Genomic DNA, 12,407 nt, shown 5'->3' on the forward strand with positions numbered 1-12,407 from the left:
GCGCGTCGGCACGGGCACGGGCACGGGTGTGCCCCCTCGTCCGGGTTGCTTGGTCCCGGTCAGCATGGCGAGAGGAGCGACGCGCATGGACTTCCCTGTGCACTGGGGGCTCGTGGCCCGACGACGCGCGCGGCCCGTGCCCGAGGGGCCGCGCCGCGCGCATGATGACGAAAGCGCAGGCCGAGCTGGTTTGGCAGGGCGCCTCACGATGGACCTGTGCAACAGTCGCCGACCTTACTCGCGCTGTGTTTCGCCGCGGTTCACGTCTTGTCACCCGGGCCTTCAGCGCACCGGAGATGAGACGCAGAACACACCCTAAGGCCGATAAAATTGCAGGTAGGCGCGTTCTGCGCCGGTGAACATATCGATTCGATCACGATCGTCGCCCCGGCCACCCATGCGCCGAGCGGCACGGGTCCCGGTGCGCGCACGACGACGGCCGGCCCACGCGAGGGTGGACCGGCCGCCGTCGTGCTCCCGGCAGTGCTGCCGGGCTCAGCGACTCAGAACTTCTGCTGCATCTGCGGGTTCAGCGACCTGAGGTTCGTCTTCGCCTTCCCGTCGATCCGGTCGTCGATGTCGAACGTGTCGAAACCGATCCCCAGGTCGTTCGAGTAGGCGTAGCCGTTGTACCAGTAGGTGGACCAGGTGCCACCGCTGGAGATGCCCGCGCCGCGGTCGAACCAGGCGAGCTCCTTCGGCTTCTTCGAGTTGGTGAAGTCGAACACCGAGACGCCGCCCTGGTACCAGGACTGGACCATGATGTCCTTGCCCTTGACGGGGATCAGCGAGCCGTTGTGCGCCACGCAGTTCTCGGTGGCGTCGTTGATGCGCGGGATCTTGTAGTAGCTCTGGAACACGAGCTTCGTGCCGTTCTTCCCGCCCTTCTTCCGGTCCTTCTCGATGTCGTAGATGCCGTTGGCACCGAGCTCCGGGGCGTACTCACCGGTGCAGGTCGCCAGCCCGCCGCCGCCGAGCTCGTCGGTGAACACGACCTTGGTCGCGTCGTTGTTGAAGGTGGCCGAGTGCCAGAACGCGAAGTTCTCGGTGTCACGGACCGTGCTGATCACCTTCGGGTGGGCGCGGTCCTTGATGTCCATGAGGATGCCGTCGCCCATGCACGCGCCGGCGGCGAGGTCCTTCTGCACGTACGTGGTGATGTCGTGGCAGCCCGACGTCGCCGAGGCACGACGGTCCGGGTCGCCCTCGTAGCCGCCCTCGGGGAAGAGGTTCGGCGTCCCCACCAGCGTGGCGGCGGCCGGGTTCTTCACCGGGATCTTCACGACCGAGATGATGTCGTGCGGCGGCTGGCAGTCCGGGTAGGACGAGCTCGGGCTGTACGACGAGACGTAGACGTACAGGTCCTTGCCGTTCTTGCTCGGCGCCAGGGAGTGGGTGTGTGAGCCGCAGGCCGTCTCCACGGACTTGACGTACTCGGGCTCCAGCGGGTCGGAGATGTCCCAGACCTTGATGCCCTCCCAGGCGTCCTTCTCCGTCGCGGGGCGGGTCGTCGAGGCGCACGAGTCGTCGCTGCGCGACGAGTCGGTCGAGAGCACCAGGACGTCGCCGTAGACGGAGATGTCGTTCTGCGAGCCCGGGCAGTACACCTGCAGCGCCTGGACGGGCTCCTCCGGGTCGGAGAGGTCGTACACGGTGAACCCGTCGTAGTTGCCCGCGAAGGCGTACTTGCCCTGGAACGCGATGTCCGAGCCGGTGCCCTGGAGTGCGCCGTTCTTCGGGTTGTTGCTGAGGTGCTCGATCTTCGACGACGCCACCTCGCCGGGCGGGACGTCGGGCTCGGCGGCGTCGGCGGCCGATGCGGGGGTCGCGAGACCCAGCGCGCCCGCGACCAGGGTCAACGAGAGGGCGACGCCGACGACGCCTCTCGTCCGTGAACTTCTCGTCCGTGAACTCCGCATCCGTGCACTCCTCATCGGTGAACTCAGGGTTGGACGACGCGCAAGCGCCACACCTCGTTGTGTTGGTCACCCTGAGTGTTGTCTGGAAGCATCCTCCCCACCAGCCGTCCGGGCATCTTTTTACGTGGTGGCAACACCCTCAGGAGAGGATCTTCCGGTGATCACATACCTCCGGCTCCGCCGCACGAGCGGCCGACGCACCGCCCTGGCCTGTGCCGCCGTGCTCGGCGCGGGGCTCGCGGTCGCGGGGTGCACCGCCGAGGAACCCGAGCCGGCGCCGACGCCGTCGTCGGCCGTGCTGGTGCCGGGGAAGCCCGGCGAACCCGCCGAGACCATCGCCCCCGAGGACTACGAGGGGATGGGCGACGCCGACGTGGTCACCGACGCCGACGCCGACTTCATGACGAAGATGATCGGCCACCACGCGCAGGCCGTGGAGATGGCGCAGCTGGTCCCCGAGCGGTCGACGTCGGCGCCGCTCGCGAAGTTCGCCGACCGCATCCGCCTGACGCAGGACGGCGAGATCGACTACATGAGCCGCTGGCTCGAGGACCAGGGCCTCCCGGTGCCCGCGGTGGCGACGGCGTCGCCGAGCGCCTCGTCGGACGGGAGCGGGCCGCGCGCCCCGCAGGCCCACGACCACGGCTCCATGCCCGGCATGCTGACGGACGCCGAGATGACGGCCCTGGCGGACGCCGACGGCACCGACTTCGAGCGGCTGTTCCTCGAGGGCATGATCAAGCACCACGCGGGCGCGCTGGAGATGGTCGACGACCTCAGCTCCACGGGGCGGGACGAGACGGTCCAGGAGTTCGCCGCGAACGTGGCGGCGGACCAGATCGCGGAGATCGACCGGATGTCCCGGCTGCTCGACGAGCTCCCCGACTGAGCGCTCCCCGCTCACCCGCCGCGGGCGACCTCCGCGGCGAAGACCCGCAGCAGCGGGGTCGCGTCGGACGAGCGCCACACCAGCGCCCAGCGCACCGCGGGCGCGCCGTCGAGCGGGAGGTACGTGACGCCCGGCCACGGGAAGTAGCGGCGTCCCTCGTCGGGCACCGGGCACACGACCTTTCCCGCCGCGACGAGGGCGAGGATCTCCTGGTAGGTGGCGGCACCTGGTCCGCGGGGCACCTCCCGCCCGGACGGCGTCCGCTCGGGCAGGACGCCGGCCAGCCACGACGGCGGCGCCGCCCCGCGGATCGCCGGCACGGCGTGCTCGGCGAGCGCCTCGACGTCCGCCCGCCCCGCCGCGGCGAGCGGGTGGCCCGTCGCCACCAGGAGCCGCAGCGGCTCGGACCGCAGCACGGGGCCCACGGTGAGGTCCGGCTCCTCGACGGGCAGCCACGTGGTCAGGACGTCGACGTGGCCGCACCGCAGCGCGGCGAACGGGTCGCTGAAGACGACCTCGTGGAAGCGCAGCTCGACGTCGGGGTGCCGCGCACGGAACCGGGCGAGGTCGGGCTCCAGCTCGTGCGCCTGCCCGCCCATGAAGCCGAGCGTCAGCGTGCCGGCCACGCGTCGCGCCGCGGCCTGGCGGCGGCGACGGCGGTGCCGATGCCCTCGTAGGCGGGGCGCAGGCCCGTGCGGAGCACCTCCCCCACCGCGGTGAGCTCGACCTTGCGGCTGGTGCGCGCGAACAGCGGCGCCCCGACCGCCCGCTCCTGCTTGCGGATCGACTGGCTCACGCGCGACACCGACACGTGCAGCCGCTCCGCCGTCCGGCCGAAGTGCAGCTCCTCCGCGAGGGTCAGGAAGATCTCGATCTCACGCAGCTCCACGCCCCGTCGCACCCCTCGCCGCCCGCACCCCCGGCCCGGGCGACCGATCGTTGACCCGGGGTGAACGAGCGTAGCCGGATCGGCCGTTGATCCGTCTCGCGGGCGCGGCAAGCCTGGGAGAGCGCCCGCGAGGGCGGGACCGACCGCACCGCACCGCACCCAGGAGGACCACCATGCGCCCACCCTTCGTCGCCGAGCACGGCTCCCCGAGCGCCCGGGCCGCCGGGGGTCCACGCCGGCACGAGCGCCCGCTGCACCGGCCCGCCCCCGCGCGCCGGCTGCCTCCGGCGTCGGTCCGGCGGCGTCACCGGGCCGCGGGTGCGCCCGGCGTCAGCCGCGGCCCAGGGCCGTCACCATGAGCATCGTGGAGTCGTCGTCGGACTCGAGCCCGGCGAGCTTGTGCTCGATCACCTCGAGGTCGCGGGTGAGCCCCACGGTGGAGCGGAGGTCCTCCAGCCGCTCCAGGATCCGCGTGCCGCGACGTTCCACGAGCCCGTCGGTGTAGAGCAGCAGGGACTCTCCCGGCGCGAGGTCGACCCGGCCCGCGCGCACGGTCTCGCGCATCGCCCCGACCGGGGGGTTGCGGACCACCTCGACGAACCGGGCGCCCTGCGCGTCCGCGACCACCGGCGGCAGGTGGCCGGCGCAGACGTAGTCGACGGCGCCCGCCCCGGTGCCGGGGTCGACCTCGAGGATGCCGACCAGCAGCGTGGCCATGTCGTCGGTCAGGAGCGTCCGCGCGAGGCGGTCCAGGCCGCCCGCCGCCGTCGCGACGTCGCGGTGCTCGAGCAGCAGGGTGCGCAGGCCGTTGCGCAGCTGGTTCATCGCCGACGCGGCGGGCAGCCCGTGGCCGGCGACGTCGCCGATCACGAGGGCGGTGCGGCCGTCGGGCAGCTCGAACGCGTCGTACCAGTCGCCCCCGACCCGGCCGCCGTCCGCGGGGCGGTAGCGGGCCTCGAGCCGCCACCCGGGCAGGGTGGGCAGCACCGCCGGCAGCGAGGAGTGCTGCAGCACGAGCGCGGCGCCGAGGTCGGGCCGCGAGCGCCGGTACAGGAGCTCGACGACGGTCCGACGCGCCACGAGGGCGGCGCGGACGTCGTGGTCCGACCAGGGCTCGCAGGTGCCGTGCACGGCCTCCCGCCACGCCGCGAACGACTGCCGGGGGCCCACCCGGACGACCGTGCCGCTCTCGTCCCGGTCGACCGTCTTCGCGCGCGGGTCGCCGCCCCACGTCACCTCGCGCGCGACCTCACGGCGGAACAGTGCGAGCAGGTCGCCGTCCGGCAGCGGGGCGACGAGCGCGCCCGCGACCTCGCCCAGCCGGTCCGCCAGCTCCGGGTGCTCGGTCCGCAGGTCGTGCGACGCGTACACCGGCGCCGTCCCGCCGTCCCGGCGCGGCCGGGACGTCCGCCGGACGGCGTCGACCACCAGGTCGGGCACGTCGGGGACCAGCCCGACCGTCGCCGTCGCGTCGCCGGTGCGGACCACCGCGCCGTCGACGCCGAGGATCCGCAGCAGCTCCGGCTGGGCGACGGCGTCGGACACCGGGTCGTCCTCCACCCGTACCAGCGCCTCGAGCGCCCGCGAGACGTCGCGGGCGTGCTGCGCGTCGTCCGCGGCGGCGCGCACCACCATCTGCAGGGACAGCCCCGAGGCGAGCGCCTCGGCCGCCGCACGGACCTCGAGCGACGGCGTGTGCGGGCCGTCGACGTGGTGGCACGCGACCATCCCCCACAGCCGACCGCCCCGCAGCAGGGAGATCGACATCGAGGAGCGGACCCCCATGTTCCGCAGGTACTCGACGTGCACGGGAGACACCGCGCGCAGGCTCGCGAACGAGAGGTCGGTCGGCTCGCCGGTGCCGGGCAGCAGCGCGGGCACCAGGTGCCGCGGCACGGCCTCGACGTCGGAGATGAGCCGCAACCAGCTCTTCTCGTACAGGGCGCGGGCCTGCGGGGGGATGTCGCCGGCCGGGTAGCGGTGGCCGAGGAACGGCTCGAGGTCGGCGCGGCGCGCCTCGCCCACGACCTGGCCGTGGTGGTCCTCGTCGAACCGGTAGACCATCACCCGGTCGAAGCCCGTCACCTCCCGCACGCCGCGCGCCGCGAGCTCGTACAGCTCCTCGAGGGAGCCGGCCGTCGCCGCCTGGCCGAGCACCGTGTACGCGGCGCGGTACGGCTCGGCCGGGTCGGCGCCCTGGTCCGCGAGCGGCTCGAGCTCGACGACCACGACGGCCTGCGGGTTGCGGTGGGTGGACGCCACCCAGGTGCGGCCGTCGAGCACGACGCGCCGCAGGCCGTCCGCGAGCGGCCCGCCGTCGGCGACGTCCTCGAGCCGGAGCGCCGCCGCCGCGTCCTCGCCCAGCAGGGCCGGGAGCGTGCGCCCGAGCACGTCCTCGGCCGCCACCCCCAGGAGGTCCTCGGTGGTGGCCGACGCCTGGACGACGACGCCCCCGGCGAGCACCAGCAGCACGCCACGGGGCTGGACCGAGCCCGGGACGTGGATGGGTTCGGCCGCACAGACCTCAAGGTCGGTGTCGTCCCCACTGCCGCGGACGGAGCTCTGCATCGACGATCAGCCTCATCCTCGGGCTCGTTCGTGCACGGCAGCCGCTTCTTGGCGCGCGCGGGGGAACCCTCCCATGCCGCTCGCACCGGCTCCAAACGCACCGGCAGGGCCGCCGGACGGCTCAGGGCGCCGTGACGAAGACGTCGAAGAGCTCCGGGTGGTGCCCGTGCACCAGCACGGCGAAGACGACGAGGTCGAACAGCAGGTGCACGGCCACCACGTAGGTGAGGCTCTTGTAGCGGCTGAAGATCCACCCCTGCACGAGGGCGAACGGCACGGTGAGCAGCGGACCCCACTCGCGGTAGCCGAGCTCCCACAGGAACGACACGAAGATCGCCGCCTGCAGCACGTTCGCCGTCCACAGGCCGAAGTGCCGGCGCAGCAGCGCGAACACCGTGCACACGAAGAACAGCTCGTCCCAGATGCCGACGGCGTTGACGCCGACGAACAGCCGGGCGACGTCCTGCCCGCTGTCGAGCTCGGGCCAGTTGAGGTAGGCACCGGAGCCCAGGAAGTACCAGGGCAGCACGAGGTAGCCGACCGCCACCACCACCACGAGGTACACGTACTGACCGCGCGACCAGCGCCGGCCGGTCGCGACGGGGAACCGCACCGCGCCGGCCCCGTCGTCGTCGCGGAACCAGAACCGCGACGCCGCCCAGGGCACCAGCACCGCGAGGGACAGCACGACCGCGAAACGGGCGATGCCGGCGTCGGACAGGTCCGCCTCGAGCGAGATCGTCGAGATGATGCCGAGCGCGACGGCGATCAGCGCGAGGTCGCGCCCGAGGCGCCGGTCGACGAGCAGGCCGAGCGCGACGCCGGCCACGAGCGGCACGTAGGCGAGGGGCCGCACGTGCACCGCGAACAGCAGCACGGCCGACGCGGACACGAGCGAGGCGGCCAGGATCCGCGGCAGCGCGGCGGGGGCACGGCGGGTGACGTCCATCGTCCGGCGAGGATATCCGGGCGCCTGCGTGGAAGAATCCGGGGCATGGTCGCGGGTCGCGGAGCGCAGAGCCGTGACGGGGGTGCGCGCCTGTGACGTCCCGATCCTCCGGCCCGACCGCACCGCCCCAGGACGCCCCGACCGCCGGCGCGGTGCAGGCGCTGGTCGCCGCCGGGCTCGCCCGGCCGGTCGCCGACGAGTCGTTCGACCGCTTCGCCCGGCTGGTGCAGCGCCAGCTCGGCGTCCCCACCGCCCTCGTGACGCTCGTGCTCCCGGACTCCCAGGTGTACCCCGGCGCGCTCGGGCTGCCGGACCCGTTCCAGGCCACCCGGCGCACCACCCTGAGCGAGCCGCTGTGCGGCGAGACCATCCGCTCCGGCGCGCCCCTCGTCGTCGAGGACCTGCGCGCCGACCCGCGCTTCGCGAGCCGGGAGACGGTCACCGCGCTCGGCATGGGGTCGTACGCGGGCTTCCCGATCTTCGACCGGCACGGCACCGCCGTCGGCACGGTGTGCGCGCTGGACACTGAGGCGCACGCGTGGAGCGCGACAGACCTCGCCACCCTGGCCGACCTGGCCGCGGCCTGCACCGCCGAGCTGCGGCTGCGGCTCGAGCGGCAGCGCGCGCACCGCATCCAGCAGGTGGCGGTGCACGCCACGCGCCGCACCCGCATGCTGCTCGACCTCACGGACCGGTTCGCCGCCGCGACCACCCTCGACGAGATCGTGGACGCGCTGCGCGCCTCGGGCCCGGGGCTCGGCACCGTGTGGGCCGCGCTGGCGCTCGCGGAACCCGGCGGGGCCGGCCTCACGCTCGTGGAGCGCGACGGCGCCTACCCCTACCTGCCGCGGCACTGGCGCTTCGACGACCCCGCGGTGGCGTCCGTCGCGCGCGCCCGCCGGGCCGCGTTCTATCGGGACGGCGCGGCCGCGCTGCGCGCTCAGCCGACGTGGGAGCCGTGGATCGACCCGTCCCTCGGCGGGCTCGCGCTGGTCCCGATGGTGGTGGACGACCGGCTGCTCGGCGTCGTCGTCCTGCTGTGGCGCGGCCCGCACGAGCACGACGACGAGAGCCGCCGCACGGCCGCCACGCTCGCGTCGTGCGTGGCGCAGGCCCTGGTGCGCATCCGGGTGCTGGAGGACCGGCACCGCGTGGCCACCACGCTGCAGGCCGCGATGCTCACCGACCTGCCCCGCGTGCCGTACCTGGAGCTGGCCTCGACGTACGCGTCCGCGACCCGCACGGACAAGGTGGGCGGGGACTGGTACGACGCCGTCGAGCTCGACCCGCGCTCCACGGTGCTGATGATCGGCGACGTCACCGGGCACGACATGCAGGCCGCCGCCCGCATGGGTCAGCTGCGCGCCATGCTGCGCACCCTCGCGTGGTGCCAGGACGCCCCGCCGGCACGGCTGCTGCGCGAGCTGGACCGCGCCAACCGCGGCCTCGCGCTGACCGCCAGCGGCACCGCCGTCGTCGCGCGCCTGGACCGCACGGGCCGCGGCGAGCCCGGCAGCGGCGACGACCGGTGCCGGCTGTGGTGGGCCAGCGCCGGGCACCCGCGGCCGGTGGTGCTGCGCGCCGACGGGAGCGTGGACGAGCTCGACGGCCGTCCCGACCTCATGCTGGGCGTCGACCCGTCGGTCTCCCGACGGGACCACGCGGCCGAGCTCGGCCCCGGCGACACCCTGCTGCTGTACACGGACGGGCTCGTGGAGTCGCGCACCACGACGTTCGCCGCCCGCGCCGAGGAGCTGCGCGGCGTGCTGGCGGACCTGCACGGCGGCCCGACGGCGGAGCTGCCGCAGCGGCTCGTCGACCGGATGGTGCGCGGGCAGCAGCGCGACGACGTAGCCGTGCTCGCCGCCCGGGTGCGCTGACCGCCGAGGTCGTCGGCATCCCGGAGCTACCTCGCGGGATCCGGAGCTACCTCGCGGGAGCCCGAGCTACCTCGCCGGGTCCGGAGCTACCTCGCGGGATCCCGAACTACCTCGCCGGGTCCGGAGCTACCTCGCGGGATCCGGAGCTACCTCGGTGGGCGCGGCGGGTCCGCCACAGCGGCCAGGCGACCGCGCCCGCCACGACGAGCACGACGACGCCGAGCAGGGCCCAGGGCACGGCCCAGCCCGCGGCGGTGGCGGTCGCCGTGGTCGCCCCGCCCCCGCCGACGCCGACGACGAGCCCGTCCGCGCGCACGTCCGCCGCGACCCGGAACGTCGGGCGCACGCCGTCGACCTCCACGGTCCGCCGCACGACGGCGCCCGGCAGCAGCTCCTCGGCCGGCGCGCCGCCGGCGCCCGCGCTCGCGCCGGGCCCGGTGAGGCGCACGCTCTCGGTGGGCACCAGGCGCGCGTTGCCGGTGTTGGTCAGCGTGTAGGTGACGGTCGCGCGCGACGCGCCCACCGGGTTGGCGGTGGGGTGGACGACGACGCCGACGTCGGAGACCGCGAGCCCTGGCGCGAGCGCGCCGCCGACGCGGGCGTGCACGCGCAGGGCGAGGCGCCGGTCCACGCTGAGCGCGCCGTCGCCGACCTGCTGGCGCAGCGAGGTGACGACGCCGCCCGCGTGGTCGCCCGGCGTCGCGTCGTCGGGCACGCTGAGGCTGAACGGCACCTCGGCCGCGTCCCCCGGCTCGATCGTCACGGTGCCGTCGCCGCCCTCGCCGCCTGCGTCGAGCGTGAGCCACGCCCCGAGGTCGGTCGGCTCCTGGTCGGCGGGCAGCAGGTCGAGGTGCCCGCTCGGCGTCGTGACGGCGTCCGTCCCGTAGACGGACAGCTCGAGCGGCGCGGTCGAGCGGTTGGTGACGACCAGGACGTCGCGGACCCGCTCCCCCGGCTCGACGTCGTAGGCGAAGTTGGCGCGCCCGGCGCCCAGCGTCCCGTCCTTCGGGGCGAGGGACCAGGTCAGGTCGTCGGACGCGGCGTGCGCCGACGCCGGGGCGGGCAGGACGACGGCGACCGCGGCGGTGGCGAGGACGGCCGCCGCCGCGGCGCGCACCCGGGACGGGGCGCGCCGCGACGACGGGCGGTGGTGCGTGCTCACGGGAGGGTCAGCCCACCGCGGTGAGGGTCAGCACGCCGGTGTAGTCGCCGGCCGGCGTGGACAGCGGGATGCTCAGGTCGAGCCCGGCGTCCACCGCGACCGAGCCGGCCGCGTGCCCCTCGGGCGCGGAGACGAGCGTCGCCCCGCCCTTGAGCCCGGAGCCGGAGCCCGCCACGACCGCGGTGCCCGCGACGGCACCGCCGGTGTTGGCGCCGAGCGCCGGCGTCCAGCCGAGGGCGGAGCCGCTGAACGACCGGCTGCCGGCGAAGAAGTCCGTCACCGTGCCGGTGACGCTCCACGCCGGGTTGCCGGCGCGCGTGTCGGTGACGGTGACGCGGCGCAGGTCGCCAGTCGCGGTGAACGCCGCGTCACCCTGCGTCGCGGTGCCGAGGTTCACGGCGCCGCCCGACGCGACGGTCCAGGTGAACTCGCCCGGCTCCGGCTCGACCGGGCCGCCGCCGTCGCCCTCGGGCACGGTGACCTCGACGTCGACGTTCTCGCCGTCGCCGCCCGCGGGCGTGAACGCGACGGGCACGGCGAGCTCCTGCGCGGCGTTGGCGGCCGCGCCGCCCGCGGCGTAGGTGTACACGCCGTAGACGCCGTCCACGGAGTCGTCGGTCTTCACGTCGAGGTCGGCGCTGAACGTGCCGTCCTCCTTCAGCAGCACGAGCTGCTCCGCGACGCTCGGGTTGGAGGCCTTGAGCTGCGAGTACGACGGCTCCGGCAGCGCCCACTTCTGGCTGACGACCTTGCGGGCCGACGACGCGACGCCGTCCGACGGGCGCCAGTCCTGCGCGAACTTCCCGAAGACCACGTACACGCCGGTCGGCTGGCCGGTGGTGATCGGCGGGCGGGTGGCCGTGTTCGCGGCCGGGTCGAAGCCGCTGCCGGTCACGGTGAGCGTGCCGGTCGCGGCGGGGTCGAAGCCCGCGCTCTTCGAGAGCGACACCGACGGGTTCCACGTCTGGGCGGGGGCGGCGAGGTCGGCCGTGACCGTGAGGTCGTCGAGCTCGGCGCCGGCCTGGAGGAAGTCCTGCAGCGCGGACGCGCCGGCCGCGGTGAGCGTCACGCCGTCGGCGGTGACGGAGACCTGGTCGCCCGACACGTCCACGGTCGTGGTCGCGACGTCGCCGAGGACGACGTCGTCGCCGCCGTAGGTGCCCTGCTCGTACCCGAGGTTGTTCTCCGGGATCTCGACGCTCAGGTCGCCCACGACCTTCCCGACCCCGCCGGCGACCTCGATGCCGACGTTCTCGACCGTGACCGTGAACGCGTGCGACGGGAAGTGGAACACCGCCCCGCCGGACGTGGTGACCGCGAGGTCGTCGGCGTCGGTGACGCTGCCGCCGGTGACGGGCAGCAGGTAGGGCAGGGTCTCGTTCGGCGGCGTCGTGTCGACGGTGGCGGCGGGCGTGCCGTCGACGTCGAACGTGGCCGGGTCGACCAGGGTGATGCGCTCGCCCACCGGCACCGCGCCGACGGGCGGCAGCGCGGCGGTCTGGAGGCCGACGTAGCGGCGGAAGCTCTCGCGGAAGCCCCACGAGGCGCTGCCGCTGTCCGCGACGACGTCCCGCGGCGCGGCGGCCTGGGCGGCGGGTGCCGCGACGAGCGCGGCCCCGAGGCCCACGGCGAGCGCCCCGGCGCCCGCGACCAGCCGGCCGTACCGGGCCGGACCGAAGGTCTTCGACATGTCAGTTGTCCGTTCGTTCGTGAAGGGAGAGGAGGTGGGGTGGGGCGGGGGTCTGGGCGGCCCGCTGGGCGTCCTGCCAGCTAGGGCCGGAAGGGCAGCACGAGCCAGCGCCGGCGGAAGCCGACGACGGCCCCCGAGGCGGCGAGCAGCAGCCCGGTCGTGGCGACGGCGAGGCGGTCGGTGCCGGCGCCGTCGGCGGTGCGGAGGAGGTCGGGCACGAGCGGGGTCGCGCCGCCGCCGAGCGTCGCCGCCTGCGCGGCGGGGAACGCGGTGAGCGGGGCGGCGGCGAGCGTCGCCGCACCGGGCGAGCGGGGCGCCGCGAGTCCGGCGGCTCCGAGCCCGCCGCCGGGTCCGCCGCGCGTGGCGGCCCCCGGCCCGGCCGCGCCCCCAGTCGTCCCGGCGGCGTCGGCCCTCCCGGACGTTCCTCCGCCCTGCTTGTCTGCGCCAACGGGGGTGTTTGC

General features: G+C 74.8%; 10 protein-coding genes. 2 read left to right on the forward strand and 8 right to left on the reverse strand.

The features are described 5' to 3' along the window. Positions 1–503: 503 nt before the first annotated feature. On the reverse strand, positions 504–1,919 hold the full coding sequence (locus ACFVS0_RS21215; protein ID WP_430549126.1) for an LVIVD repeat-containing protein: 1,416 nt from the start codon (positions 1,917–1,919) through the stop codon (positions 504–506). A 157-nt stretch (positions 1,920–2,076) separates the two neighbouring features. Here ACFVS0_RS21215 and ACFVS0_RS21220 point away from each other — a divergent pair, with 157 nt between their 5' ends. Further along, on the forward strand, positions 2,077–2,808 hold the full coding sequence (locus ACFVS0_RS21220) for a DUF305 domain-containing protein (protein ID WP_430589055.1): 732 nt from the start codon (positions 2,077–2,079) through the stop codon (positions 2,806–2,808). A gap of 11 nt (positions 2,809–2,819) precedes the next feature. Here ACFVS0_RS21220 and ACFVS0_RS21225 read toward each other — a convergent pair whose 3' ends face one another. The 4 genes from ACFVS0_RS21225 to ACFVS0_RS21240 all read right to left on the reverse strand — a co-directional run bounded on the left by ACFVS0_RS21225 (position 2,820) and on the right by ACFVS0_RS21240 (position 7,214). Continuing rightward, positions 2,820–3,434: a LysR family substrate-binding domain-containing protein gene (locus tag ACFVS0_RS21225; RefSeq protein ID WP_430589056.1), complete on the reverse strand. Its 615-nt coding sequence runs from the start codon at positions 3,432–3,434 to the stop codon at positions 2,820–2,822. Then, positions 3,419–3,697, reverse strand: coding sequence for a LysR family transcriptional regulator (locus ACFVS0_RS21230; RefSeq protein ID WP_430589057.1), 279 nt, complete (start codon positions 3,695–3,697; stop codon positions 3,419–3,421). The genes ACFVS0_RS21225 and ACFVS0_RS21230 overlap by 16 nt, the downstream gene beginning before the upstream one ends. Positions 3,698–4,027: 330 nt before the next feature. After that, positions 4,028–6,265, reverse strand: coding sequence for a SpoIIE family protein phosphatase (locus tag ACFVS0_RS21235; protein WP_430589058.1), 2,238 nt, complete (start codon positions 6,263–6,265; stop codon positions 4,028–4,030). 121 nt (positions 6,266–6,386) lie between these two features. After that, positions 6,387–7,214 (reverse strand): type II CAAX prenyl endopeptidase Rce1 family protein, encoded by an 828-nt coding sequence (locus ACFVS0_RS21240; RefSeq protein WP_430584275.1) that lies wholly within the window; start codon positions 7,212–7,214, stop codon positions 6,387–6,389. 92 nt (positions 7,215–7,306) lie between these two features. On the opposite strand from ACFVS0_RS21240, the gene ACFVS0_RS21245 reads away from it, so the two are divergent. Further along, positions 7,307–9,094 (forward strand): SpoIIE family protein phosphatase, encoded by a 1,788-nt coding sequence (locus ACFVS0_RS21245; protein WP_430589059.1) that lies wholly within the window; start codon positions 7,307–7,309, stop codon positions 9,092–9,094. Between the two features lie 106 nt (positions 9,095–9,200). On the opposite strand, the gene ACFVS0_RS21250 is transcribed toward ACFVS0_RS21245, so the two are convergent. From ACFVS0_RS21250 to ACFVS0_RS21260, 3 genes are all read right to left on the reverse strand, one after another. Then, positions 9,201–10,256: a WxL protein peptidoglycan domain-containing protein gene (locus tag ACFVS0_RS21250; RefSeq protein WP_430589060.1), complete on the reverse strand. Its 1,056-nt coding sequence runs from the start codon at positions 10,254–10,256 to the stop codon at positions 9,201–9,203. A 7-nt stretch (positions 10,257–10,263) separates the two neighbouring features. Then, positions 10,264–11,946, reverse strand: a complete 1,683-nt coding sequence (locus tag ACFVS0_RS21255; RefSeq protein ID WP_430589061.1) for an HtaA domain-containing protein — start codon at positions 11,944–11,946, stop codon at positions 10,264–10,266. Between the two features lie 80 nt (positions 11,947–12,026). After that, positions 12,027–12,407: hypothetical protein (locus ACFVS0_RS21260; protein ID WP_430589062.1), on the reverse strand; the 381-nt coding region annotated here is incomplete at its 5' end.

The organism is Isoptericola sp. NPDC058082, from assembly GCF_042885055.1.
GTDB lineage: Bacteria > Actinomycetota > Actinomycetes > Actinomycetales > Cellulomonadaceae > Isoptericola.

What these genes read in the sequence shown, in the direction of transcription:
- ACFVS0_RS21215 (WP_430549126.1), bottom strand. Translation starts at nt 1,919, where the DNA reads ATGCGGAGTTCACGGACGAGAAGTTCACGGACGAGAGGCGTCGTCGGC.
- ACFVS0_RS21235 (WP_430589058.1), bottom strand. Translation starts at nt 6,265, where the DNA reads ATGCAGAGCTCCGTCCGCGGCAGTGGGGACGACACCGACCTTGAGGTC.
- ACFVS0_RS21240 (WP_430584275.1), bottom strand. Translation starts at nt 7,214, where the DNA reads ATGGACGTCACCCGCCGTGCCCCCGCCGCGCTGCCGCGGATCCTGGCC.
- ACFVS0_RS21255 (WP_430589061.1), bottom strand. Translation starts at nt 11,946, where the DNA reads ATGTCGAAGACCTTCGGTCCGGCCCGGTACGGCCGGCTGGTCGCGGGC.